The organism is Microbacterium petrolearium (assembly GCF_054782875.1).
On the sequence record NZ_BAAGRQ010000003.1, the window covers coordinates 116222 to 140842 of the forward strand.

Here is a 24621-nt window from a genome sequence, read left to right on the forward strand (position 1 = left end):
TTCTCCGCCCGCCGCGCTCAGCGCGGCGGGCGGATTAGTCTGCTAATGGATCGGCGCGTGAGGGTGCGCGCACGCGCGTGAGCGCACGGGGCCGGGGGCGATGAGCTCCCTGGGGGCCGGCCGCCGGGCAGCGCGCGGATCCTTCCCCCCACCCCGTCATCCCCGGAGGAATCGTGGCCGTCGAGCCCGATCACGACACCGCATCGCGGCGACGCGCGCGCGATGGCCGCTCCCGCGTCGTGCGCCGCGGACGCAACGGGGTCTTCGCCGGCACCATGGCCGCGCTCGACGATCTCGCCTCGTCCGGCGCGCAGGTGTCGATCCACATCACCGATCTCGATCGCGGGTCCGTCGTGCTGTCGGGCGACGACTACGTCACCCTCCCGATCGCCGGGCTCGGCGTCGTGCCGATCCTCGTCGAGGCCGCCGCGCGATTCGAGGAGGAGACCCTCGACCCGTTCGCGCTCGTCGAGCGATCCGGACTCGAGCGGGTCGGCGTGGCGGGCATCTGGCGCCACCTGGCGGTGCCCACGCTGCCGCTCGGCGACCTCGTCGTGCTGGCGGCGGCCACGGGCGATGCCTACGCCGTGAACGCGCTGCTCGAGTCGGTGGGGCTCGAGGCGGTCACGCGCCGGCTCGTGGAGCTGGGGATGCCGCGCTCGGCGGTGCTCGACCGCTTCCGCGACGAGCGCGGGCCGGACGACGCCCCGCACTTCGCACTGGGCACCACGCGGGAGTACGCCAAGTTGTTCTCGGACCTCGTGAACGGGCGCGCCGTGAACGCGCGGGTGAGCGCGCAGGTGGCCGAGTGGCTGACGATGGGCTACGACCTCACGCTCGTCGGCGCCGCGACCAACCTCGATCCGTTCGCGCACGACGACGACCGCCACGGGCTGCTCTTCCTCAACCGCACGGGCCGCAACAGCGCGGGCGTGCGCGCCGAGGCCGGCGTGATCGCGGGGCCGGGTGCGGGCATCGCGTACGCGCTCACCGTCTGCTTCGACGACCTCTCGCCCATGCACCGCGACCGCGCCCACCGGGTCTTCCGCACCCTCGGCTCCGAGCTCATGGAGTTCGTGCACTGAGCCCGTCGGTCGCCTCAGAAGACGATCGTGTGGTTGCCGTGGCGGATCACGCGATCCTGCGCGTGCCACAGCACCGCGCGCGAGAGCACGGCGCGCTCCACGTCGGCGCCGCGGCGCTGCAGATCGGCTGCGGTCTCGGCGTGCGTCACGCGCACGACGTCCTGCTCGATGATCGGGCCCTCGTCCAGCTGCTCCGTCACGTAGTGCGCGGTCGCGCCGATGAGCTTGACGCCGCGCTCCTTCGCCTTGCGGTACGGCTCGGCGCCGATGAACGCGGGCAGGAACGAGTGGTGGATGTTGATGACGGGCACGCCCAGCTTCTCGAGGAAGTCGTTCGAGATCACCTGCATGTAGCGGGCCAGCACGACGAAGTCGACGTTCCCGGCCAGCAGCTTCAGGATCGCCGCCTCCGACTCCGACTTGTCGGGGCCGACCTGCGAGGGCACGTGGAAGAACGGCACGCCGAACGAGCGCACGTCCTCGGCCACCTTCGTGTGGTTCGAGATCACCATGGGGATCGTCACCGGCAGGTCGCCGCGGCGGTGCCGCCACAGCAGGTCGAGCAGGCAGTGGTCGCTCTTCGACGCGAGGATCGCCATCCGCTTCGGGGTCGACATGTCGTCGATCCGCCACGACATGCCGAGCGCGCCGAGCGTGCGCTCCAGGTCGTCGCGGATCTCGGGCAGCGCGGCGACGAGCTCGGGGCGGTGGAACACGACGCGCTGGAAGAAGTCGCCGCCCTCCGGGTCGCTCGAGTACTGGTCGAGCGAGGTGATGTTCCCCTTGTTGCGCGAGATGAGCGCCGCGACCTCCGCGACGATCCCGCGCTGGTCCGGCCCATGCACGATGAGGCAGGCGTGGTCGATGAGCGACTCGATGGTCTCGGGCATGCGTCTATTCTGACCGCTCCCGCCGCGGGCTCGTGGCTTCCCCGGCGGGCGCGCCCGCGCGGCCCAGGCGGATGACCCGGTCGCCGGCGCGCACGTCGGCGGGGCGGTGCGAGACGAGCACCGTGATGCGATCGGCCGAGGCGGCGCGGATGTCGTCCATCATGGCGGCGGCCGTCGGGGCGTCGAGGTGCGCCGTCGGCTCGTCGAGCAGCAGGATGCCCGCGCGGCTGAGCAGGGCGCGCGCCACGGCCAGGCGCTGGCGCTCGCCGCCCGACAGCGCGGATCCCCCGGCGCCGACCCGCGTGTCGAGCCCCTCGGGCAGCGCGGCGAGCAGCGCGCCGAGGCCCGCGCGCTCGAGCGCCCGGCGCATGTCGGCGTCGGAGGGCGCGTCCGCGCGATCGCGCGCGAGCAGCAGGTTGCCGCGCAGGGTCGAGTCGAACACGTACGCCTCCTGCGGGCACCACGCCACGCGACGTCGCCAGGCCGCGGCGTCGAGCCGGGTCAGCGGCACGCCGTCGGCGCGGACCTCGCCCGCGGCCGCAGGCAGCGCGCCCATGAGCACCGAGAGCAGGGTGGACTTGCCCGACCCGCTCGGGCCCTCGAGCGCGAGCCACTCGCCCGCGCGCGCCGCACCGTCGACCCCCGCGAACGCCGGGGCGGCGGCGCCGGGGTACCGCGCGGAGACGCCGTCGAGCTCGATGTGCCGCACCGGATCGGCCGGCTCGCGGTCGCCCGTGAGCGCGGGCGGGATCGGGCGCAGGACGAGGGCGAGCCGGGCGAGCGCGGCGCGCAGCGCGGGCAGGCGGTGGACGGCGCGGACGAGACCGTCGAGCGGCTCCAGCGCCGCGAGGGAGAGAAGGGCGACGACGGCGAGGTCCTGGGCGAGCAGGCCGGGGGCGAGCACCGCGACGAGCGCGGCGAGCAGCGACGTGGCGAGCACGGCGACGGCCGCGCCGAGGCCCGCACCCCACGTCGCCGACCGCTCGGCGCGCGCGAGGCGCTCGGCCGTGGCGTCGAGTCGGGTCAGGGCCGCGCGCACGGGGGCCTCGCCGTTGCCACGCAGGTCGTCGGCGGCGTCGGCGAGGGCGGCGGTGCCCCGCACGACGGCGGCGCGCTCGCGCACCCCGGCGGCCCCGGCCCCGCGCGCGGCGATCACCGCGAGCGCCGAGCCGAGGCCGGCGGCGAGCAGCAGGGTCCCGGCGACGGGCAGGGCGAGCGTCGGGGCGACGACCCACGTCGTCGCCGCGATGCCGAGGATCGACAGCACGCCGACGGCGATCGGCGCGAGGGTGCGCGGCAGCTGGTCGCGCAGCTCGTCGGCCTGCGTCACGAGGTGATCGACGGGGGATCCGCCCTCCAGCAGCCGCCGCGATCCGGCGCCGCGCGCCGCGATCGCTCCCCACAGCCGCAGCCGCAGCGCGTCGATCACGCGGAACGCCGCGTCGTGCGTCGCGAGCCGCTCGGCGTAGCGGCCGACCGAGCGGCCGATCCCGAAGAAGCGCACGCCCACGATGGCCACGAGCAGGTACATGATGTACTGCTCCTCGCTGGCCCGCACGATGAGCCAGCCCGAGATCGCCGTGAGCGACAGGCCCATGCCCGTGGCGACGACGCCGAGCACGATCGCCCCGAGCCAGCGCCAGCGCGCGGGCCGGATCACGGAGGCGAGCAGCCGCGCGGCCGTCGCGGCGCGGACATCCGCTCGTCGAGCGGAGCGCGGAGCGCGGAGCCGAGACGGGCCGAGCGAGGAGCGCAGCGACGAGTCGAGGCCGGGCGCCTCGCGTGGCGGGCCCGGGTCTTCGATCCGCTGCCGCGGCGCGGGCGCGGGTGCGGCCTCGCTCGATCCGACCGCGACGGTGGAGGTCGCCAGGGCGAGCGTCTCGGGCTCGTGGGTGGCGAGGACGACGGTGGCGCGCGCGGCGCGGCGGCGGACGGCGGCGCGCACCCGGTCGGCGGAGGCGGCGTCGAGGTGCGCGGTCGGCTCGTCGAGCACGAGCAGGCTCGCGCCCGCGTCGACGCGCGCGAGCGCCCGGGCCACCGCGAGGCGGCGCTGCTCGCCCGGGCTCAGCTCGGCCACCGCCGCGTCGGCGACGCGCTCGAGCCCCAGCTCCGCGAGCGCGGCGAGCGGATCGGCGGCGCCGTACAGCGTGAGTTCCTCGCGGGGCGTCGCGGCGAACGGGCGCGGCGCCTGCGGCGACCACGCGACGGCCGACGGATCGGCGCCGCGGATCGCCCCGGTCACCTCGGCGTCGGCGGGCAGGGATCCGGTGAGCGCCGCGAGCAGCGTCGACTTGCCCGCCCCGCTCGGACCGGTGACGGCGACGATCCCTCGCAGCTCGGCGCCGAGCCCCTCGACGACGGGCGCCGCCCGACCGGCGTACCGGATCGTGAGGTCGGTGATCCGGATGGGTTCGGGTGGTCGCTTGCGTTCGGCGACCGGCGGGCTGCACCGATCGGTTGCTGAACGGAGCGGCCGGAGGCCGCGGAGATGAAGCGACCACCGCAACATCGGCCGCTCGTCGATCGGCCGCGACGGGTTGCGCGCGCCCGGGCGATGAGCGGGCGTTGCTGTGGTCGCTTCATCTTCGTTCGCTTCGCTCACTTCGTTCAGCAACCGTGGGGTTGCACCGACCACCGGGGCCCGCGCATCTCGCGCGGCCGGGCGGGCCAGCAGCGCCTTCACTCGGGTGAGGGCCGACAGGCCGTTCTGCGAGGCGTGGAACGCCGTGCCGACGTCGCGCAGCGCCGCGTAGATCTCGGGCGCCAGGATGAGCGCGAGCAGCGCGGGCTCCAGCGGCACGGTGTCGTACAGCAGCCGCAGGCCGAGGAACACGGCCACGACCGCGACCGAGAGCGTCGCGATGAGCTCGAGGGCGAGCGCCGAGAGGAAGGCGGTGCGCAGCGTCGCGAGGGTGCGCTCGCGGTACTCGCGCTGGATCCGGTCGAGCGAGCGCGTCTGCTCCTGCACCCGGCCGAGCCCCACGAGCACGGGCAGCCCCCGCGCCAGCTCGGTGAGGTGATCGGCCAGCCGCGTGAGCGCGCCCGTGGCCTCGTCCGTGCGCTCCTGCGTGTGGCGGCCGATGAGGATCATGAACACCGGCACGAGCGGCACCGTGAGCACGACGATGAGCGCGCTCACCCCGTCGGCCCCGAGGATGCGCAGGCCCACGACGAGCGGGATCGCGACGGCCGCGATCATCGCCGGCAGGCTCTGCGTGTAGTAGTCGTCGAGGTCGTCCAGGCCCTCCGAGGCGAGCACGACGACGCCGCCCTGCTTCTCGGCGCCGCCGGCCGCATCGCCCGCCGCGATCCGCCGCCACAGGCGGGCGCGCAGGTCGCGCTTCACGGCGATCGCCACGCGCTGCGCCGCCACCTGCGTGGCCCAGCCGGCCAGCGCCCGCAGCAGGGCGCCCGAGGCGCCGAGGATCACGACGGCGCGCGCGTCGAGCTCGCCCGCCTGCACGCCCGCGACGCCGCGCGCCACCGCCTCGGCCACGAGCACGAGCCCGACCGCCTTCAGCGTCGCGAACACGCCCAGCCACAGCAGCCGCGCCGGCGGGACCGGGCCGAGATCGGGGCGTGGCGTCGGGCTCGGCGCCTCCGGTTTCGACTCGCTTCGCTCGCTCAACCCGTCTCCGCTTCGTTCGCTGCGCTCACTCCGATCGACGAGCGGGCTCGTGCGCCTTCTCGCGCAGGATCGCGGGGATGAAGTCGTGGGCGTCGGGGATCATGCCGGGGGAGAGGCGCTTGCGGAACACCCAGTACGACCATGCCTGGTATCCCAGCACGATCGGCAGCCCGATGGCGGCCACCACGGTCATCACCGAGAGCGTGTAGGTGCCGCTCGCGGCGCCCCACACCGTGAGGCCGAAGTCGGCGTCGAGCGTCGAGGGCAGCACGTAGGGGAACATGCCCGCGAAGATCGAGCCGGCGCCGAAGAGCACGAACCCGGAGTAGCCGAGGAACGCGCGGCCCTCGTGGCGCCGGCGCGCGCTGCCCCAGCCGAAGGCCGCGGCCACGACGGCGAGCACCACGAGGGCCCACGACATCGGGTTGCCGCCGTGGGCGAACTGCACCCACAGCGCCCACGCGGCGGCGGGCGCGAGCAGCAGCGGCGCCCACGTGGCGCTGAAGCGCGCGGCGCGCTCGCGGATCGCGCCGTCGGTCTTGAGTGCCAGGAACGTCGAGCCGTGCACGAGCGCGAAGCCGACCACGCCCAGGCCGCCCAGGACGGCCGGCACCGTGAGCCACACGAACGGGTGCCCCACGCGGTCGCCGTTGTCGTCGATCGGCAGGCCGGTCGACGTGATGGCCAGGGCCGCCCCGATGCAGAACGCGACGACGAGCGAGCCCCAGCCGAGCGCCCGCGTCCAGAACCGCCGCCAGCGCTCCGAGTGCACCTTGCCGCGGTACTCGATCGACACCGCGCGCAGGATCAGCGCGAGCAGGGTGATCGTGAGCGGGATGTAGAGCGAGCTGAACAGCGAGGCGTACCAGAACGGGAACGCCGCGAAGATCGCGGCTCCCGCCGTGATGAGCCACACCTCGTTGCCGTCCCACACGGGTCCGATCGTGTTGAGCATCGTGCGCCGCTCGCGCTCGTCGCGCGTCGAGAACAGCAGGTGCATGCCCACGCCGAGGTCGAAGCCCTCGAGGAGCAGGAACCCGATCCAGAGCACGGCGATCGCGATGAACCAGACGACGGGAAGGGCGTCCATGATGTCTCTCTCCTTGCCAGCGGATCAGTAGGCGAACGCGAGCACGTCGTCTCGCCGGTCGGTGGGCGGCTCGTCGTCGTGGTCGTCGGCATGGCCGAGCTCGGGCATGCCGGAGACCACCCCGCCGCGGATGTACTTGGCGAGCAGCCCGATCTCGACGACCGCGAGCACGCCGTAGATCGTCGTGAGCGCGATGACCGAGAAGAGCATCTCGCCGGCCGTCACACCGGGGGAGACCGCCGCCGCCGTGAACATGAACACGCCGTCGATGCCCGACGGGTCGGGGTTCGGCGCCACGACGAACGGCTGGCGGCCGATCTCGGTGAAGACCCAGCCGGCGATGTTCGCCGCGAACGGCGCGACGATCCCGAGCAGCGCGAGCCGCATGATCCACTTCGAGGTCGGCACGGTGCCGCGGCGGGTGAGCCAGAGCGCCACCACGGCGGCGGCCGCGACGATGCCGCCGAGGCCGATCATGAGCCGGAAGCCCCAGTACGTCACCCACATCGGCGGCACGTACTGCACCTCCGAGCCCGCGCGGTCGCCGTACAGCTCGTCGTCGGGGATCGTCTCGCCGTACTGGTCGACGTACTGCGGCTCGAGGTCGTTGATCCCGGGCATCTGCGCGTCGAAGTCGCCGGCGCCGAGGAAGCCGAGCACACCGGGGATCTCGATGAGCGTGACGACGTCCTCGCAGTCGGTCGATCCCGGGTCGCCGATCGACAGCACGGAGAACGACGAGCCGGTGTGGCAGGCGGCCTCGGCCGCGGCCATCTTCATCGGCTGCTGCTCGTACATGAGCTTGCCCTGGATGTCGCCCGTGATGACCGTGCCGCCGAAGCCGAGGATCGCCACGAGCGCGCCGATGCGCAGCGACCGCAGCCACACGCCGTGGTCCTTCTCGTCGCGGCCGGGGATGCCGGGGGCGGATCCGACGACGACCGCGCCGCGCTCGTCCACCGTGTCGATGCCGTCGTGGCGGCGGCGCCACAGGTGGTACCAGCTGATGCCGAGCAGGAACATGCCCGCCACGACGAGCGCGCCCGCGATCGTGTGCGAGAACGCCGCCAGCGCCGTGTTGTTGGTGAGCACGGCCCAGATGTCGGTCATGACGGGGCGGCCGTCGGCGCCGAGCTCGACGCCCACCGGGTGCTGCATCCACGAGTTCGCGACGATGATGAAGTACGCCGAGATCCACGATCCGATCACCGCTAACCACAGCGCCATGAGGTGCAGGCCCTTGCGCAGGCGGCCCCAGCCGAAGATCCACACGCCGAGGAAGGTCGATTCGGCGAAGAACGCCAGCAGGCCCTCGAGCGCGAGCGGGGCGCCGAACACGTCGCCGACGAAGCGGGAGTACTCGCTCCAGGCCATGCCGAACTGGAACTCCTGGACGAGGCCGGTGGCCACGCCCACGATGAAGTTGATGAGGTAGAGCTTGCCCCAGAACTTCGTCATGCGCAGGTAGCGCTCGTCGCCCGTGCGCACCCATCGGGTCTGCAGGATCGCGACGGTCATGCCGAGGCCCAGCGTGAGCGGGACCATGAGGAAGTGGTAGACGGTCGTGATGCCGAACTGCCAGCGCGCGATGTCGAGCGGATCCACCGCTGCCCCCTTCGTCAGGTGATGCGTCCCCTGGATTCTACATACTGTAGAAGTAGTTCGACACCACATAGAAGAAGCGATTTCGACCGGGTGTAGAACATCTTCGGCCGCGGGTAGAATAGGACCTCGTCTACGCGCAGGAAGGGGAGGCGATGGCGAATCTGGGTGACCTGGAGCGGGCCGTGATGGACGTCGTCTGGGACGCGGATCAGCCCCTCACCGCCTACGACGTCAAGGACGTGCTCGAGGCGCAGGGGAGGGACCTGGCGGCCACGACGCTGCTGACGGTGCTCTCGCGGCTCGACAAGAAGGGGTTCGTGACGAGCGACCGCTCGGCGCGCCCGCACCGCTACCGCGCGGTCGGCTCGCGCGAGGAGCACATGGCCGAGCTGATGCACGAGGTGCTCGGCGTGGCCGACGACCGCAGCGCGGTGCTCGCGCGCTTCGTCGGCGGCGTCTCCGAGGAGGACGCGGCCATCCTCCGCCGGCTGCTCGCGGGCTCTGTGTAGTTCACCACCGCAGCCGGGAACCGGGCCGGGCGCGGACGAATACGCTTGAGCGGTGAGCGTGACGGCGTGGGACCTGGCGGCGGCCGCCGCCTGCGCGCTCGTAGCCGTGCTGCTGGCGTGGCCCGTGCCGATCGCGCTCTCGCGGGCCGCGTGGCCGCCGCGCCGGCCCGTGCTCGCGCTGCTGCTGTGGCAGGGCATCGCCCTGGCCGGTGGCTTCACGATGATCGGCTCGCTGTGGCTGGTCGGCATCGCCCTCGTGCCCGCCCATCCCTGGCTCGCGGGCATCCCCGCGCTCGCGCTCGCCGCGTACCTGCTCGCGCACCTCGTCGCCTCCGTCGTGTCGTTCGAGCGGCAGCGCCGCCGCCACCTCGCGCTGCTCGAGCTGCTGAGCGTGCCCGATCCGGATCGCGCCCGCACGCGCGTGCTCGACGACGCCGCGCCCGTGGCGTACTGCCTGCCGCGCGGCGTCGGCTCGGTCACCGTGCTCTCGCGCGGGCTGCTCGACGACCTCGAGCCCGGAGAGCTCGCCGCCGTCATGGCGCACGAGCGCGCGCACGTGGAGCAGCGGCACGAGGTGCTGCAGGTGGCGTTCAAGGCGTGGCACCACGCGCTGCCGTGGTTCCCCATCGCGGCCCGCGCCGAGGCCGAGGTCGCCGCCCTCGTCGAGATGCTCGCCGACGACGTCGCCCGCCGCACGCAACCGGCCGAGGTGCTCGCTCGGGCGATCCTCAAGGTGGCGGGCGCCGGATCGCTGGGCACGGATCGCTCCGAGCGCGCGTCGTCGCGCCGCGACCGCATGCACGACCGCTTCCGCCGCCTCGCCTCCTGATCCCGCGCCCGCGCGTCAGTCGCGGATGAGCCGGATCGTCGCGCGCTCGAGCGCGAGCTGGCGGGTGTCGGCGTCGGGATGCGACCGGCGCACGGCCCGCTCGATCGTGCGGCCCTCGTCGAACGCCGACACGACGCGCGGATCCACGTACGACGAGCGGGCGACCGTCGGGGTGTTGCCGAGGAAGGCCGCCACCTCGCGCATCGCGTCGGCGACCGCGCGCTTGCGGGCCGCGGCGGTCGCGCCCTCGTCGTGGCGCCCGGCGAGCTCGCTCGCCGCCAGCACCGTGGCGTGCCACGTGCGGAAGTCCTTCGCGGTGGCGTCGGCGCCGGTCGCGTCGCGCACGTACTCGTTCACGAGCGCCGGCGTCAGCCGCCGCCAGCCGCGCCCGTCGCGGAAGGCGAGCAGCGCCGTCGGCTCGCCTCGGCGCCGGCGCATCGCCTCGATCGCCCCGACGACGCGCTCGTCGTCGATCTCGATCCGGTGTGGGATGCCGGACTTGCCCGTGAAACGGAACACGAGCAGCCCGCCGGCGCGCCGCACGTGCGCGCGCTCGAGCGTCGTGAGCCCGTAGCTGCCGTAGCGGTCGCCGTACACGTCGTCGCCGATCCGGAAGCAGCCGAGGTCGAGCAGGCGCACCGCGGCGGCGCACGCGCGCTCGAGCGGCATGCCGTCGACGTCGAGGTCGTCGAGCAGGCGCGGCCGCGACCGCCCGAGCGCGGCGCCGAAGTCGAGCACGCGGTCGAACTTCGCCGCGTCGCGGCGCGTGCGCCACTGCGGGTGGTAGAGGTACTGGCGCCGCCCGGCGTCGTCGGTGCCCACGGCCTGCAGGTGGCCGTTCTCGTGCGGCGTGATCCACACGTCGCGCCACGCGGGCGGGATCGCCAGCGAGCGGATGCGCTTCACGGCCTCGTCGGGCAGCCGGGCGCCCGACGCGTCGAGGTACTGGAAGCCCCGGCCGGCCCTCCGCCGCGTCCAGCCGGGCTGATCCGGGGACGTGCGGCGGAGGCGGACCATGCCGACAGTATCGGTCGGCACCGGGCCCGCTCGCGCGGGCTTGACACCGATCGCGGCGCACGGGAGCGCGGGAGGCGTCAGAATGAGACGCACGACGGCCGCCGGCGCGTCGGGAACTCCCAGGCGCGCACCCGACGCGCCGCCCCTCGAGCAAGGACCACGATGTCGCAGGCCCTCCCGAAGCAGATCAGCCCCGCGCCCGCCGCGAGCCGGTGGGTGACCGTGCTGTGCTGGCTCACCGTGGTGTTCGAGGGGTACGACATCGTCGCGCTCGGCGCCGCGATGCCCACGCTCACGGGCCCGGTCGGGCTCGACACGGCGGCGATGAACGTCGTCGTCACGCTCTCGCTCGTCGGCGTGGGCCTCGGCGCGGCGACGATGGGGCCGATCTCCGATCGCTTCGGGCGGCGTGTGCCGCTCATCGCGGCGGTGCTGAGCTTCTCGGCGCTCACGCTGCTGCTGCCGCTCTTCCCCGATCCGTTCGCGATGGGGGTGCTGCGCCTGCTCGCCGGCATCGGCCTGGGCGGCTGCATGCCCGTCGCGCTCGCGATGATCCAGGAGGCGGCCCCTCCCGGCCGCCGCGCCCGCGCCAACGGCCTCGTCATGACCGGCTACCACGTGGGCGCGGTGGCGGCCTCGCTCGCCGCGCTCGCCGCCGGCCTGCACTGGGAGTGGCTCTTCGCGGCGGGCGGTGGGCTGGGCCTCGTGCTCGGCATCGTCATGATCTTCGCGCTGCCCGAGACGGCCGCGCACGTCGCCGGTCCGGCGGCCGACGCCGCCCCGCGGGCCCGCGCGCTCGACACGCTGAAGCCGCGCTACCTGCGCATCACCCTTGCGCTGTGGGCGGCGAACTTCATGGGCCTCGTGCTCGTCTACGGCATGAACTCGTGGCTGCCCAAGATCATGACCACGGCGGGCTACCCCGTGGCCGACTCGCTCGTGATGCTCTTCCTGCTCAACGCCGGGGCCCTCGCCGGCATCGTCATCTCGGCGCGCGCCGCCGACGCGCGGGGGATCAAGGGCGTCACGGCGCTGTGGTTCGCCGGCGCGGCGGTGTTCCTGGCCGTCATGTCGATCCGGATCGGCAGCGAGATCGCGCTGAACGCGGTCGTGTTCGTGACCGGGCTGTTCGTCTTCTCCACCTCGGCGCTGCTGTACGCCATGTGCGGTCACGTGTACGAGAAGCACCTCGTGGGCACGGGTCTCGGCCTCGTCTCGGGCGTCGGCCGCCTGGGCGCGATCGTCGGCCCCTACCTCACGGGCGTCATGATCGCGTCGGGCAACGGCTACCCCGGGGTGTTCTTCCTCTATGCCGGCGCGGCGGTGCTGGGCGCGGCCATCGTGCTGCAGCTGCCGCGGTCGAACAGCGAGCGCAGCCGGCCGTAGCTGCCCCCTTGCGCCGCGGGCGCGGACCCGCGACCGCCCCGGTCCTGCACAACGAAGGAACACGGGTCCGCGGGCGAGCGCGGCCGCGGCGTGTCGCCCTGTCCGTCCCGCGGTTTTCCTTCGTTGTGCGGGACAGAGCCCGGGCGCTGTGCAGGAGGGGACGGGCGCCGCTCGGACCGGGGCTCAGACCCGGGCGCCGGCGCGGCGCGCACCCTCGCCGAGGGACTCGAGCTTGGCCCACGCGATCTGCGGGTGCAGGCGGCCGCCCAGGCCGCAGTCGGTCGAGGCGATGACGCGATCCGGGCCCACGATCCGGGCGAAGCGCTCGATGCGCTGCGCCACGAGGTCGGGGTGCTCGACGAGGTTCGTGGAGTGGCCGATGACGCCCGGGACGAGCACGAGGTCGTCGGGGATGATGTCCTTGTTCTCCTCCCACACCGCCCACTCGTGCTCGTGGCGGGCGTTGGCGGCCTCGAACGAGATCTGCCCGACGTTGGCGCCCAGCACGGTCTTGAGGATGTGCTTCAGCTCGATGTCGGTCGTGTGCGGGCCGTGCCACGATCCCCAGCACAGGTGCAGGCGCACGAGCTCCTTGGGCAGGCCGCGGATCGCCTCGTTGATCGCGTCGATCCGGATCTGCGTGAAGGCGAGGTAGTCCTCCACGCTCGGCTCCGGGTTGATCTGGTCCCAGTTCTCGGCCAGCGAGGGATCGTCGAGCTGCACGATGAGGCCCGCGTCGGTGATCGCCTTGTACTCGTGGTGCAGCGCCGCGCCCCACGCGGCGATGTGCTCCTCGTCGGTGGCGTAGTACCGGTTGGCGATGCGCGCGGCCGACCCGGGCGCGAGCGAGGGGATGAAGCCCTGCTCGCCGGGCCGCAGCGCGGCCGTGAGGTTGCGCACGTCGCTCGCGACGGCGTCGTGGCCGGCGTACGCGATGGGGCCGGTCGTGGCGGGGAACGCGGTGGCGTTGCTGCCGACGCTGATGAAGCTGTTCGGGTCGCTGTAGGCCTCGCGGAAGATCGTCCAGTCCCGGCGGTCGGGGAACGACGTCAGCCGGATGTTCCCGGGCTCGGAGCGCACGGGCTGCTGCGAGAAGATGTCCTCGTCGGTGAGGGTCAGGCCCTTCGCGCGCTGGAACGAGTAGACCCACCACGCGCCGTAGTCGGTCGGCGCCGACATGGCGTGGCCGTACTCGCCGTCGCCCGGCTGCGTGATGCCGGCCTGGCGCTGGCGCTCGACGACGTCGGCCACCGCATCGGCCAGCAGCCCCTCGAACTCCGGCGAGGACTTCAGCGTGAAGCCGTCGTCCTCGAACTCGCGCGCCGCGTTGGCGTCGATGAGCGCCTGCGTGCGGGGCAGGCTGCCGGCGGTGGTGGTCTGGATGGTGCTCATGGGGCTCCTCGTCGAGGCGGACGGCCGAACGGGTGGACGATCGCGAGCGTACGCGGAACGCCCCTCGCGTGTCGCGTTCCATGACGCCGCGTGACGCCGGCCCGGCGCCGGCCCGGCGCCGTCGGGGCCGCTCCCGCGGCCCGGAGCGGATAGGGTGGCGCGTGAGATGAGGGTCACGCGACGCACGCTCCTGCTCGGCGCCGGCACCGGCGCCGTGACGCTGCTGCTCGCGTCGTGCACCCCCGATCCGCCCGCCCCCCGCCCCTCGCCGTCGAGCCCCTCGCCGACCCTCACGCCCGAGGGCGGCGTGCCCGCCCCCGCCGACTTCGCGCGCAGCGCGTGGACGACCGATCCGTTCGCCCGCGGCGCCCGCGCCTACGTGCCGCCGGGGTCGTCCGAGGCCGACAGGGCGCAGCTGGCCCGGCCCCTCGCCCAGCGGGTCTTCTTCGCGGGCGACGCCCTGGGCGACCCCGTCGGATCGCTCACCGCGGCCGCGCAGGACGGCGTGCGCGCGGCGGTCGCGGTCACCGAGGTCGCCGGCGACGGCGAGCGGGTGTTCGTCGTGGGCGCGGGCGTCGCCGGGGCCCGGGCCGCCCGGTTCCTCGCCGACGCCGGGTACGAGGTCACGGTGGTGGAGGCGCGCGACCGCGTCGGCGGCCGGCTGCACACGCTCGACGACAAGGACTGGCCGGTCGTGCCCCAGCTGGGCGCCTGGCTCGTCGACGCCGACGACGACTCGCTGCGCGCGCGCCTCGAGGAGCTCGACGCCGACGTGCGCGACCTGGAGGGCGAGGCCGCCCGCTCGGCCGAGGGCGAGGGCGACGTGCCCTCCCTCGACCCGATCCGGAGCGCCGCGGCGTGGGCGCAGGATCAGCCGGCGGACGTGCCGCTGTCGGAGGCGCTCGCGCAGTCGGGCGCCGATCCCGAGGACCCGGCCGTGGCCGCCGCGCTCGCCGTGCTGGCCGGGCACGCGGGGGCGGATGCCGACGAGCTGTCGGCCTGGTACCCGCCGGCGCTTCCCGGCCCCCGCGCCGCCGCGCTCGGCGACACGGCGCGCCTGGCCGCCGACGCCGTCGACGGGCTGTCGGTCTCGCTGTCGACCTCGGTGCTGGGCGTCTCCTACGACGAGACGGGCGTGAGCCTGCGGCTGGGCACGGGCGAGGCGGTGTCGGCCGACCGCGCGATCCTCACCGTGCCGATCGGCGTGCTGCAGCGCGGATCGATCGAGTTCGATCCGCCGCTGCCCCTCGGCCACCGCAGCGCGATCGCCGCGCTGGGCAGCGGCGCCGTGGAGCAGCTCTGGCTGCGCTTCGAGGAGCCGTTCTGGGCGACCGACGCCGCCGTCTGGCACCTGCTCGACGGCGAGGCGACCCTGCGGACGTGGGTGAACCTCGCCGCCGTCACGGGCGATCCGATCCTCGTGGGCCTCATCGGCGGCGAGGCGGCACGCGCGTTCGCGGAACTCGACGAGGCCGACGCCGTGCAGGCCGCGCTCGACGCGCTCGCGCCGTTCGTCGACGCCTGACCTCGCTCGGAGACCTCAGACGGTCTCGCGCCGGCTGAGCAGGATGAGCCCGCTCGCCACGCCCGCGAACACCGCGAGGGCGAAGGCGCACGTGCCGGCGAACTCGGCGAAGCCGCTCACCTGGCGCAGGTCGAGGAAGTAGTACGGGTACCAGCCGATGCGCGATCCGCGCCACATCGTCGCCAGCCCCCACACGACGGGGAAGGCGAGCACCCACGGCACCACGCGCCAGCGGGCGCGCTGCCGCCCCGGCCCGACGATCCACCCCAGCACCGTCAGCGCCGGCAGGGCGAAGTGCAGCACGTAGTCGGACCACGGCACCCACATGGGGATGCCGCGAAGGTTCGACTGCCACATGAGCACGGCGAACACGAGGCCGGCGGTGATCGTCCAGCTCAGCACGACGGTACGCACGTCGGTGAGCCAGCGCGGGTCCTCGCGCCGCCGCAGCGCCACGACGCCGCCCACGGCCGCGACGATCGTGAAGGCGATGTTCGACTGGATCGTGAGGTAGGCGAAGAAGTTCTGCCCGGCGATCGTCTGCGATCCGAGGCCCCACAGCAGGCGGTGCAGCAGCGCGACGGCGCACACGGCGGCGGTCGCGAGGCGCGACACCCCGAACCATGCTCGTGCCGTCACAGGCCCTCCCGCGGCGATCGGGTCGGTCGGGCCCGAGTCTACGGGGCGGCCCCTCGGGGCTCCCGGGCGCGCGGCCGTCCCGCCGGCGCCCGGGACCGTCTCAGGCGCCGGCGATGCCGGCCGGGACCTCGTACCGGCGCGGGTTGCCGAACCGGTGCGCCGTGATCGAGACGGCCTGCTCGCGCAGGAACGGCAGCAGCTCGACGCGTCCGGCCGACACGACGGGGCCTTCGTAGACCGCGACGTTCGGCGCGCCGCCCGTCGCCTCGCACACCGCCGCCGCCGATCCGCCGATGAGGCGGATGCGGCCGCCCGTCGACGCGAGCGCGGCGGCGCGCGCCGCCCACGCCTCGCCCGACTCGACCGCGAGCTCCACGCCGGAGGCCGCGAGGTAGGCGCGCACGCCCGCCGGGGGCTCCGCGGCCGCGCTCACCGCCACGGGCGATCCGGCGCGCAGGCCGGCCGCGACGACGCGCACGAGCTCGGCGGCGCGGCCGCCCTCGGCGCGCACCGTGACCGGCACCGGCAGGTAGCGCAGCACGTTCTGCTCCAGCTGTAGCCCCTGCACGTCGCGCGCCAGACCGAACTCGTCGGCCACGGCCGCGATGTCGGTGCGCAGCGCGGCGGTGAGCCAGGCGGCGTCCTGCGCCGAGTCCGCGTCCGCCTCGGCCACCGCGGCGACGGCGCGCCGCGCGGCCGGGTCGAGATCGGCCCCGCCCGCGCGCACGGGCGCGTCGCGCCACGTGCCGAGCCCGAACAGGTAGCTCGGGCCGCCGGCCTTCGTGCCCGCGCCGATGGCCGACTTCTTCCAGCCGCCGAACGGCTGGCGCTGCACGATCGCGCCGGTCGTGGCGCGGTTGACGTACGCGTTGCCCGCCTCCACGCGATCCAGCCACGTGGCGATCTCGTCGGGGTCGAGCGCGTGCAGGCCCGACGTGAGGCCGTACTCGACGGCGTTCACGATCTCGATCGCCTCGTCGAGCGTCTCGGCCGTCATGATCCCGAGCACCGGGCCGAAGTACTCCGTGCGGTGGAACTCGCTGCCCGGTCGCACGCCGTCGCGGATGCCGGGCCGCCACAGCGCGCCGGCCTCGTCGAGCCGCTCCGGCTCGCGCAGCCACGACTGGCCGGGCTCGAGCTGCGTCAGGGCGCGCAGCAGCTTGCCCGAGGCCGGCTCGATGAGGGGGCCCACGCGCGATTCGGCCTGCCACGGCATGCCGACCGTGTAGCCGTCGACGGCGTCGAGCAGCTGGCGCCGGAACCGCTCGCTCTTCGCGACGGATCCGACGAGCACGACGAGCGACGCGGCCGAGCACTTCTGGCCCGCGTGCCCGAAGGCCGAGTAGGCCACGTCCTTGGCCGCGAGGTCGAGGTCGGCGCTCGGCGTGACGATGACCGCGTTCTTGCCGCTCGTCTCGGCCAGCAGCGGCAGATCGCGCCGCAGCGAGCGGAACAGCTCGGCCGTCTCGTACGCGCCGGTGAGGATGACGCGCTCGACCCGCTCGTGTGCGATGAGGCGCGAGCCCAGCTCGCTCTCGTCCACGTGCACGAGCCGCAGCACGTCGCGCGGCACGCCGGCCTCCCACAGCGCCTCGGCCAGCACGGCGCCGCAGCGGGCGGCGTTCGGCGCCGGCTTGAGGATCACGGGCGAACCGGCGGCGAGGGCGGCGAGGGTGGATCCGGCGGGGATCGCGACGGGGAAGTTCCACGGCGGGGTCACGACCGTGAGGCCGACGGGCTCGAACGCGGCGCCGTCGACGTCGGCGAGCCGCTCGGCGCTCTCGGCGTAGTAGTGCGCGAAGTCGATCGCCTCCGAGACCTCGGGGTCGCCCTGCTCGATGACCTTCCCGGTCTCCGATCCCATGACCTCCAGCAGCTCGGCGCGGTGGGCCTCGAGCACGTCGCCGGCGCGGTGCAGGATCGCGGCGCGGGCCTGTGCCCCGAGCTCGCGCCACGCGGCGCCCGCCGCCGCGGCGCCCTCGACGATCGCGTCGAGCGCGGCGGCGTCGGTCACGGCGTGCGCCGCGAGCGTGTCGGCGCCGAGGGTCGATCCCTCCATCCGGGAGCGGATGCCGGCCGCCCACTCGCGGTTGGCAGCGAGGCTCGGGTCGGTGTCGGGCGTGTTCGCGAAGCCGTCGCGCGGTCCGGCCGGCTGCGGCTCGCGGCGATCCTGCACGCGGTTGGGGGCGGGCACCTCGCGCGGCATGAGCTCGATCGAGGCGAGGAAGCGCTGCTTCTCGCGCTCGAACAGCGTCGGGTCGGTGTCGAGGTCGAACACGGCCGACATGAAGTTCTCGGGGCTCGCGCCCTCCTCGAGCCGGCGGATCAGGTACGCGATCGCCACGTCGAACTCGTCGGGGTGCACGACGGGCGTGTACAGCAGCAGCGAGCCCACCTCGCGGCGCACGACGGCCGCCTGCGCGGTGGCCATGCCCAGCAGCATCTCGAACTCCACGCCCGCCTCGGCGCCGCGGCGGCGGGCCAGCAGCCACGCGAGCGCGATGTCGAAGAGGTTGTGCCCGGCCACGCCGATCCGCACGCTGCGCACGCGCTCGGCCGTGAGCGCGTAGTCCAGCACCGCCTTGTACGACGCGTCGCTGTGCTGCTTGCTCTGCCAGGTGGCCAGCGGCCAGCCGTGCGTCTCGGCGTCGACCTGCTCCATCGGCAGGTTCGCGCCCTTGACGACGCGCACCTTGATGGGCGCGCCGCCGCGCGAGACGCGCTCGGCGGCCCACTCCTGCAGGCGGATCATCGCCCCGAGCGCGTCGGGCAGGTACGCCTGCAGCACGATGCCGGCCTCCTGCTCGAGGAACTCGGGCCGCGACAGGATCGAGGTGAAGACCGCGAGCGTGAGGTCGAGGTCCTTGTACTCCTCCATGTCGAGGTTGATGAAGGTGCCGCGCTCGCGCGCGACCTCGTACAGCGGCAGCAGCGCATCGACCGCGTCGCGCACCGCCTCGTCGAAGGCCCACGGGCTGTGCGGCGCGACGGTCGACGAGACCTTGATCGACACGTAGTCGACGTCGTCGCGCTCGAGCAGCCGGCGCGTGCCGGCCAGGCGCCGCTCGGCCTCGCGGCGGCCCAGGATCGCCTCGCCCAGCAGGTTCACGTTCAGGCGCGTGCCCTCGCCGCGGATGCGCGCGAGGGCGGCGCCCAGCTTCTCGTCGCGGGCGTCGACGATGAGGTGGCGCACCATGCGCCGCAGCACGGCGCGGCTGGCCGGCACGACGACGCCCGGCAGGATCGGCGCGAACGCCGCGCCCAGGCGGATGAGGCCGCGCAGCGGGGCGGGCAGGAACGACGGGATGAGGGGGACGAGCTGGGTGAGGTTGCGCGCCGCCACGCGCGTGTCCTCGGGGCGCACGACGCCGTCGACGAAGCCGACCGTGAACGCCAGGCCGTTCGGATCGCGCAGCACGCCGGCCAGGTTGCGGGCGGCGGCATCGACGCGCTCGCCGCGGGCCGCCTCGAGCCAGGTGCGCACGAGCGCGATGGCCTCGTCCGCCAGCGCGGGGTCGATGCCGGACGGATCGGGGGCGGCGGGCTGCGGGGCGGCGGGCGAGTCGATGGTCATGCGGGGCCTTTCTCGGGTGGGGCGCGTACCAGTGTGCGGGCCGAGACAGTTCGACAAAAGCGGCCCGTTTCGAAGGGAACCGTTCGATAGCATCGAATGGTGACGGAGGCCTGGAGCACGCGGCGCCTGCAGCTGCTGCGCGAGCTGCAGCTGCGCGGCACGATCGCCGCCGTCGCGGCCGCCCTGAGCTACAGCCCGTCGACCGTGTCGCAGCAGCTCGCGCAGCTGGAGCGCGAGGTGGGCGTGCCGCTGCTGCAGCCCGACGGGCGGCGTCTTCGGCTCACGCCCCATGGCGAGGCGGTGGCCGCCCACGCGGCCCGCGTGCTCGCCCTCGAGGAGGAAGTGCGCGCCGATCTCGACGCCCTCGCGCCCAGCGTCGGGACGGTCCGGATCGCCGCGCTGCAGACCGCGGCGCGCGCCCTCGTGCCGCGCGCGCTCGAGATCCTCGCCGCCGAGCGACCCGGCCTGCGCGTCGAGGTCGTCGTCGTGCCGCCCGAGGCCGGGCTGTTCGAGGTCGAGGCGCGCGGCTACGACCTGGCGATCGCCGAGCAGTACCCGGGACACACCCGCCCGCACCGCGAGGGGCTCGATCGCGAACTCCTCGGCGCCGATCCGATCCGCCTCGCCGCGGCGCCGGGCAGCCACCTCGCCTCGCTCGCGGAGGCGCGCGACGCGGCGTGGGTGATGGAGCCGGAGGGCACCGCCGCCCGCGCGTGGGCCGTGCAGCAGTGCCGGGCCGCCGGCTTCGAGCCCGACGTGCGCTACGCCGCCGCCGACCTGCTCGCGCACAGCCGGCTCATCCAGGCCGGGCACGCCGTCGGCCTGATCCCCGACCTCGCGATCGCCGAGGACGACGCCCGCGTGCGCCTCGTGGACCTGCCCGGATCGCCGCACCGCGAGCTCTACACCTCGGCGCGCACCTCGGCCCACGCCTCGCCCGCCGTGCAGGCGGCGCGCGGCGCGCTGCGGACCGCGTTCGCCGAGCTGCGCCACGACCACGCCCCCGCGCTCTCGCGCGCCCTCGTGGACGCGCCCGCCGAGGACTCTTCAGCGACGTCATAGCGACGCTTGCTGTGGTGTTCGCATGCGCAGTACCACGCCGACTCCGGAGTCCTCCCGCACCGACGTCCCGCCGCGCGAAGACCGAGCGGCGCGTCCCGACCGCCGCGCCGAGCGCGCCGCGCGCCGTGCCCAGCGCCGCGACGAGCGCCGGGCCCGCCGGGCCGCGCGCCCGCAGCGCGTCTCGCCACCGCGTCACGCCGCGATGTGGCTCACGATCGCGCTCGCCGGGGGCCTCGTGCTCGCCGCCGCCGGCATCGCGATCGGGACCGCGACGGGCCTCGGCCTGCTCGTGACCGTCTCGTTCGTGCTCGCTGGGCTGTCGATCGTCGGCCCGATCGCCGCCGCCGGCTGGATGATCGCGCGCGCGATCCGCCGCGGCGCGGGCGTGCTGGGGCTGCTCTTCGCCGCGGGCATGATCGCCGCGGGCGTCGGGCAGTTCGCCGATCAGCCGCCGGTCATGTTCGGCGGCTGGGGTGCGATGATCCTGTCCGCTGCCGCGCTGTACCTCGTCGTCGCCGTGCCGGCCTGGGACGCCGAGGCGCGCCGCCGCGCGCGGCGCGACCGGCGCGCGGCCGTGCGCCGGGAGCGCCGGGCGGAGGCGGTCCGGCGCGGGGCCGCGTCGCGCCGCTGACGGCCGCCCCGGCGCGAGGCGCGGCCCGCGAGAGCATACGCTGGAACACATGCGTGAGATCCGCGACCTGGACACCGTCGAGCTCATCCTGGAGGCGCAGGGCATCTTCGACGCCATCCGCGGCCCCGAGAGGGTGATCGACGCCGGCACCATGCGCGCGCTGCAGCAGTCGGGCAACTACGTCACCGGCTACTTCGACGACGGCCGCATGGTGGGCGCCTCGGTGGCGTTCTTCGGCACCCCGGCCTCGCGCTCGATGCACTCGCACATCACGGCGCTGCTGCCCGAGTTCCGCGGCCGCGGCTGGGGCCGCGAGCTCAAGGAGCACCAGCGCCAGTGGGCCCTCGCGCACGAGGTCGGCAACATCACCTGGACGTTCGATCCGCTCATCTCGCGCAACGCGCATTTCTACCTCACGGTGCTCGGCGCGCGCGTGACGGGCTACGCGGTGAACCAGTACGGCATCTTCGGCGGCGGCGACGCGGGCGACGAGAGCGACCGCCTCGACGTGAAGTGGGCGCTCGCCGACTTCGCGCAGACCCCCGCGGAGGATCGGATCGAGGCGACCCTCGAGATCCCGGACGACGTGGAGCGGATGCGCGAGGAGGACCCGCGCGAGGCGCACGAGTGGCGCATGCGCGTGCGCCGCGAGATGGGCGTCCTCACCACCCGCGGCCTCACCATCGGCGGCTTCGACCCCAAGCGCGGCTACCTCTTCACCCGCGCCTGACCCCGACCCCTCGTCGAACCGAGCGCCTGCACGTCAGTTCCTGGGCGCGTGAGCGTCCGAGCGCCTGCACGTCAGTCCGCGGGCGCGTGAGCGTCCCGCGGCGCGGCAGCGCCGCCGCGCGCGGAGCGCGCAGATGACACCGCACGTCAGTTCCTGGGCGCGTGAGCGTCCAGGAACTCGTACACGTCGGTCGTGTCCACGCCCGGGAACGATCCCGTGGGGAGGGTCGCGAGCAGGGTGCGGGGCGTGGCGACGTTGGGCCAGGCGCCGTCGCGCCAACGGCCCGCGAGCTCCTCGGGCGGGCGGCGGCAGCACGTCTCGACCGCGTGGCGCGAGACGCGGCGGTTCGGGGTGTCGCGCCCGGCGAACCACTTGGTGTCGTCGAAGCGCACGCCCACGCTCACCGAGTGCGCGCCCTGGCTGGAGTGCTCCACGCGTGCCGTGCACCAGTACGTGCCGTTGCCCGTGTCGGTGTACTGGTAGTACGGGTTGAAGTGGTCCTCCACGTCGAAGATCACCCGGCTCGTCCAGTGCCGGCAGCACAGCTGCCCCTCGATGGCGCCGAGCCGGTCGGCGGGGAAGTTGACGTCGTCGTTCTCGTACGCCTTCGTGATGGTGCCCGACTCGTGCACCTTGAGGAAGTGCACGGGGATGTCGAGGTGGCGCGTGGCGAGATTGCTGAAGCGGTGGGCGGCGGTCTCGTACGACACCGAGTACGCGTCGCGCAGATCCTCGATCGAGATCGCGCGGCGCTCCTTCGCCTCCCGTAGCGCCGCCACCGCACCCTCCTCGGGGATGAGCAGGGCGCCGGCAAGGTAGTTCTGCTCCACGCGCTGGCGCAGAAACTCGCCGTAGCTCGACGGCTCCGCGTGCCCCAGCACGCGGCTGGCGAGCGCCTGCAGGATCGGCGCGCGCGGATCGCCCGAGACCCGGTTCGGCAGGTAGAGCCGCCGGTGCTTGAGGTCGAGCACGCTGCGGGTGGATGAGGGCAGGTCGGCCACGTAGTGCAGCGTGAACCCCAGGTGCGCCGCGATTGCGCTCGCCGCGCGCTGCGTGAGCGGCCCGCCGGGGTGCCCGATCGCCTCGAGCAGCTCGCTCGCCGTGCGCTCGAGGTGCGGGAAGTGGTTGTCCTGCGAGCGCATGAGGGCCCGCAGCTCGCTGTTGGCCCGCCGCGCCTCCTCGGGCGTGGCCTGGCGCTCGTCCTTCAGCCGGTCGATCTCGCCCGCCAGCCGCAGGATCGCCCGCAGGGCCTCGTCCGGCATGCCCTTCGGGATGCGGAACGGCTCGATCCCGAGCGCGCGGAACCGCGTCGAACGCAGCTCGCGCTCGAGCGCCACCTCCATGCGGCTGCGCTCGTCGAGCTCGTCCGGCTCGAGCAGCGCGTCGACGGGCACGTCGAGCGCCTGCGCGATGGCCCGCAGCATCGACAGCCGGGGCTCGCGCCGGCCGTTCTCGATCATCGACAGCTGGCTGGGCGCGCGCCCCACGCGCTCGGCCAGCTCGGCCAGGCGGATGCCGCGCTCCGTGCGCAGCGCGCGGATGCGGCGGCCGACCGCGATCGCGTCGGCACCGGTCTCGTCGTCGAGGGCCATGGCGCCGATCCTGCCACAAAGTTCCGCCCGGCAGAAGAACCGGAATAGTTCTGCGGGTCAATCCTCTCCGCGGCGGTGGATCTTCACACATCGTGGTCTCACGCGGTGCCGCACCGCACGGACGAAGGAGACCGACATGACCACCACCGCCCTTCCGGGAGACCGGACCCAGACCGCCGAGGAGCTCCAGCTGGAGTGGGACGCGAACCCCCGCTGGAGCGGCATCGAGCGCACGTACACGGCCGAGGACGTCATCCGCCTGCGCGGCGCGATCCGCGAGGACGCCACGCTCGCCCACCGCGGCGCCGAGACGCTGTGGCGGCACCTGCGCGGCGACGAGTACGTGCGCGCGCTCGGCGCGCTCACGGGCAACCAGGCCGTGCAGCAGGTGCGCGCCGGCCTCAAGGCCATCTACCTGTCGGGCTGGCAGGTGGCCGCCGACGCGAACCTCGCCGGGCAGACCTACCCGGATCAGTCGCTCTACCCCGCCAACTCGGTGCCCGCGGTCGTGCGCCGCATCAACAACGCGCTGCTGCGCCAGCACCAGCTCGAGTTCGCGGAGGGCGAGGTCACGCGCGACTGGATGGCGCCGATCGTCGCCGACGCCGAGGCCGGCTTCGGCGGCCCGCTCAACGCGTACGAGCTCGCGCACGCCATGATCCAGGCCGGCGCCGCGGGCATCCACTGGGAGGACCAGCTGGCCAGCGAGAAGAAGTGCGGCCACCTGGGCGGCAAGGTGCTCGTGCCCACGAGCCAGCACATCCGCACCCTCAACGCCGCGCGCCTCGCCGCCGACGTCGCCGGCGTGCCGACGATCCAGATCGCCCGCACCGACGCGCTCGCGGCGGATCTGCTCACGAGCGACGTGGACGAGCGCGACCGCCCGTTCGTCACGGGCGAGCGCACGAGCGAGGGGTTCTACCGGGTGCGGAACGGCATCGACCCGGTCATCGCGCGCGGCCTGGCGTACGCGCCGTACGCCGACCTGCTGTGGGTCGAGACGGGCACGCCCGACATCGAGCTCGCGCGCGAGTTCGCCGCCGCGGTGCACGCCGAGCACCCCGGCAAGATGCTCGCCTACAACTGCTCGCCGAGCTTCAACTGGTCGGCCGCCCTCGACGACCGGCAGATCGCGTCGTTCCAGGCGGAGCTGGCGGAGCTCGGCTACCGCTTCCAGTTCATCACCCTCGCCGGCTTCCACGCCCTGAACCACTCGATGTTCCAGCTCGCGCGCGGCTACGCCGAGAGCGCCATGACGGCGTACGTCGAGCTGCAGAACGCCGAGTTCGCCGCCGAGGCCCAGGGCTACACGGCCACGCGCCACCAGCGCGAGGCCGGCACCGGCTACTTCGACCGGGTGTCGACCGCCCTCAACCCCGACGCGTCGACCCTCGCGCTCGCCGGCTCCACCGAGGCCGAGCAGTTCCACTGATCCGG

General features: G+C 74.2%; 18 protein-coding genes. 9 read left to right on the top strand and 9 right to left on the bottom strand.

What is annotated here, in order from left to right; all coding sequences use genetic code 11:
* Window positions 1–173 precede the first annotated feature (173 nt).
* Complete coding sequence (locus tag ACYVJ0_RS03910; RefSeq protein WP_460816120.1) at window positions 174–1085, top strand: serine hydrolase; 912 nt, start codon at window positions 174–176, stop codon at window positions 1083–1085.
* A gap of 14 nt (window positions 1086–1099) precedes the next feature.
* On the opposite strand, the gene purU is transcribed toward ACYVJ0_RS03910, so the two are convergent.
* From purU to ACYVJ0_RS03930, 4 genes are read right to left on the bottom strand one after another with little or no spacing between them, the layout of a single operon-like run.
* Entirely contained in the window at window positions 1100–1975 is an 876-nt protein-coding gene (purU, locus tag ACYVJ0_RS03915) for a formyltetrahydrofolate deformylase (RefSeq protein ID WP_460816122.1), read from the bottom strand.
* A gap of 4 nt (window positions 1976–1979) precedes the next feature.
* On the bottom strand, window positions 1980–5603 hold the full coding sequence (gene cydC, locus ACYVJ0_RS03920) for a thiol reductant ABC exporter subunit CydC (protein ID WP_460816123.1): 3624 nt from the start codon (window positions 5601–5603) through the stop codon (window positions 1980–1982).
* 25 nt (window positions 5604–5628) lie between these two features.
* Window positions 5629–6693 (bottom strand): cytochrome d ubiquinol oxidase subunit II, encoded by a 1065-nt coding sequence (gene cydB, locus ACYVJ0_RS03925; protein ID WP_460816124.1) that lies wholly within the window; start codon window positions 6691–6693, stop codon window positions 5629–5631.
* Between the two features lie 24 nt (window positions 6694–6717).
* Entirely contained in the window at window positions 6718–8298 is a 1581-nt protein-coding gene (locus ACYVJ0_RS03930; protein WP_460816126.1) for a cytochrome ubiquinol oxidase subunit I, read from the bottom strand.
* 152 nt (window positions 8299–8450) lie between these two features.
* Here ACYVJ0_RS03930 and ACYVJ0_RS03935 point away from each other — a divergent pair, with 152 nt between their 5' ends.
* Both ACYVJ0_RS03935 and ACYVJ0_RS03940 read left to right on the top strand, forming a co-directional pair.
* Entirely contained in the window at window positions 8451–8807 is a 357-nt protein-coding gene (locus tag ACYVJ0_RS03935; RefSeq protein ID WP_449852917.1) for a BlaI/MecI/CopY family transcriptional regulator, read from the top strand.
* 52 nt (window positions 8808–8859) lie between these two features.
* Window positions 8860–9636 carry a M56 family metallopeptidase gene (locus ACYVJ0_RS03940; RefSeq protein ID WP_449852916.1) on the top strand — a complete coding sequence of 259 codons (777 nt, stop codon included), beginning with the start codon at window positions 8860–8862 and terminating at the stop codon, window positions 9634–9636.
* Between the two features lie 15 nt (window positions 9637–9651).
* Here ACYVJ0_RS03940 and ACYVJ0_RS03945 read toward each other — a convergent pair whose 3' ends face one another.
* Window positions 9652–10653, bottom strand: a complete 1002-nt coding sequence (locus ACYVJ0_RS03945) for a DNA topoisomerase IB (RefSeq protein ID WP_449852915.1) — start codon at window positions 10651–10653, stop codon at window positions 9652–9654.
* 162 nt (window positions 10654–10815) lie between these two features.
* On the opposite strand from ACYVJ0_RS03945, the gene ACYVJ0_RS03950 reads away from it, so the two are divergent.
* Window positions 10816–12039, top strand: a complete 1224-nt coding sequence (locus tag ACYVJ0_RS03950) for an MFS transporter (RefSeq protein WP_449852914.1) — start codon at window positions 10816–10818, stop codon at window positions 12037–12039.
* 183 nt (window positions 12040–12222) lie between these two features.
* Here ACYVJ0_RS03950 and ACYVJ0_RS03955 read toward each other — a convergent pair whose 3' ends face one another.
* Window positions 12223–13431 (bottom strand): cobalamin-independent methionine synthase II family protein, encoded by a 1209-nt coding sequence (locus ACYVJ0_RS03955; RefSeq protein ID WP_449852913.1) that lies wholly within the window; start codon window positions 13429–13431, stop codon window positions 12223–12225.
* 166 nt (window positions 13432–13597) lie between these two features.
* On the opposite strand from ACYVJ0_RS03955, the gene ACYVJ0_RS03960 reads away from it, so the two are divergent.
* Entirely contained in the window at window positions 13598–14956 is a 1359-nt protein-coding gene (locus ACYVJ0_RS03960) for a flavin monoamine oxidase family protein (RefSeq protein WP_460816129.1), read from the top strand.
* 15 nt (window positions 14957–14971) lie between these two features.
* On the opposite strand, the gene ACYVJ0_RS03965 is transcribed toward ACYVJ0_RS03960, so the two are convergent.
* Both ACYVJ0_RS03965 and ACYVJ0_RS03970 read right to left on the bottom strand, forming a co-directional pair.
* Window positions 14972–15571, bottom strand: coding sequence for a Pr6Pr family membrane protein (locus ACYVJ0_RS03965; RefSeq protein ID WP_449852911.1), 600 nt, complete (start codon window positions 15569–15571; stop codon window positions 14972–14974).
* A gap of 124 nt (window positions 15572–15695) precedes the next feature.
* Window positions 15696–19169 (bottom strand): bifunctional proline dehydrogenase/L-glutamate gamma-semialdehyde dehydrogenase, encoded by a 3474-nt coding sequence (locus ACYVJ0_RS03970; protein WP_460816131.1) that lies wholly within the window; start codon window positions 19167–19169, stop codon window positions 15696–15698.
* A 96-nt stretch (window positions 19170–19265) separates the two neighbouring features.
* Here ACYVJ0_RS03970 and ACYVJ0_RS03975 point away from each other — a divergent pair, with 96 nt between their 5' ends.
* Genes ACYVJ0_RS03975 through ACYVJ0_RS03985 form a run of 3 tightly spaced genes read left to right on the top strand, consistent with a single transcriptional unit; the run spans window position 19266 to window position 21592 of the window.
* Window positions 19266–20231 (top strand): LysR family transcriptional regulator, encoded by a 966-nt coding sequence (locus tag ACYVJ0_RS03975; RefSeq protein ID WP_460816133.1) that lies wholly within the window; start codon window positions 19266–19268, stop codon window positions 20229–20231.
* A 22-nt stretch (window positions 20232–20253) separates the two neighbouring features.
* The gene (locus tag ACYVJ0_RS03980) at window positions 20254–20862 is read left to right on the top strand and encodes a hypothetical protein (protein WP_460816134.1); all 609 of its coding nucleotides are present in this window, start codon (window positions 20254–20256) and stop codon (window positions 20860–20862) included.
* Window positions 20863–20911: 49 nt separating this feature from the next.
* Window positions 20912–21592 (top strand): GNAT family N-acetyltransferase, encoded by a 681-nt coding sequence (locus tag ACYVJ0_RS03985; protein ID WP_449852907.1) that lies wholly within the window; start codon window positions 20912–20914, stop codon window positions 21590–21592.
* Between the two features lie 146 nt (window positions 21593–21738).
* On the opposite strand, the gene ACYVJ0_RS03990 is transcribed toward ACYVJ0_RS03985, so the two are convergent.
* The gene (locus tag ACYVJ0_RS03990; RefSeq protein WP_460816136.1) at window positions 21739–23184 is read right to left on the bottom strand and encodes a helix-turn-helix domain-containing protein; all 1446 of its coding nucleotides are present in this window, start codon (window positions 23182–23184) and stop codon (window positions 21739–21741) included.
* A gap of 136 nt (window positions 23185–23320) precedes the next feature.
* Here ACYVJ0_RS03990 and aceA point away from each other — a divergent pair, with 136 nt between their 5' ends.
* A complete protein-coding gene (aceA, locus tag ACYVJ0_RS03995) occupies window positions 23321–24616 on the top strand; it encodes an isocitrate lyase (RefSeq protein ID WP_449852905.1) in 1296 nt (431 codons plus the stop codon).
* Window positions 24617–24621 lie beyond the last annotated feature (5 nt).

Coding starts and splice junctions, on each gene's coding strand:
- aceA (WP_449852905.1), top strand. CDS start 23,321: ATGACCACCACCGCCCTTCCGGGAGACCGGACCCAGACCGCCGAGGAG.
- ACYVJ0_RS03960 (WP_460816129.1), top strand. CDS start 13,598: ATGAGGGTCACGCGACGCACGCTCCTGCTCGGCGCCGGCACCGGCGCC.
- ACYVJ0_RS03985 (WP_449852907.1), top strand. CDS start 20,912: ATGCGTGAGATCCGCGACCTGGACACCGTCGAGCTCATCCTGGAGGCG.
- cydB (WP_460816124.1), bottom strand. CDS start 6,693: ATGGACGCCCTTCCCGTCGTCTGGTTCATCGCGATCGCCGTGCTCTGG.
- ACYVJ0_RS03945 (WP_449852915.1), bottom strand. CDS start 10,653: ATGGTCCGCCTCCGCCGCACGTCCCCGGATCAGCCCGGCTGGACGCGG.
- ACYVJ0_RS03955 (WP_449852913.1), bottom strand. CDS start 13,431: ATGAGCACCATCCAGACCACCACCGCCGGCAGCCTGCCCCGCACGCAG.
- ACYVJ0_RS03990 (WP_460816136.1), bottom strand. CDS start 23,184: ATGGCCCTCGACGACGAGACCGGTGCCGACGCGATCGCGGTCGGCCGC.
- purU (WP_460816122.1), bottom strand. CDS start 1,975: ATGCCCGAGACCATCGAGTCGCTCATCGACCACGCCTGCCTCATCGTG.
- ACYVJ0_RS03950 (WP_449852914.1), top strand. CDS start 10,816: ATGTCGCAGGCCCTCCCGAAGCAGATCAGCCCCGCGCCCGCCGCGAGC.
- ACYVJ0_RS03970 (WP_460816131.1), bottom strand. CDS start 19,169: ATGACCATCGACTCGCCCGCCGCCCCGCAGCCCGCCGCCCCCGATCCG.
- ACYVJ0_RS03980 (WP_460816134.1), top strand. CDS start 20,254: ATGCGCAGTACCACGCCGACTCCGGAGTCCTCCCGCACCGACGTCCCG.
- ACYVJ0_RS03935 (WP_449852917.1), top strand. CDS start 8,451: ATGGCGAATCTGGGTGACCTGGAGCGGGCCGTGATGGACGTCGTCTGG.
- ACYVJ0_RS03975 (WP_460816133.1), top strand. CDS start 19,266: ATGGTGACGGAGGCCTGGAGCACGCGGCGCCTGCAGCTGCTGCGCGAG.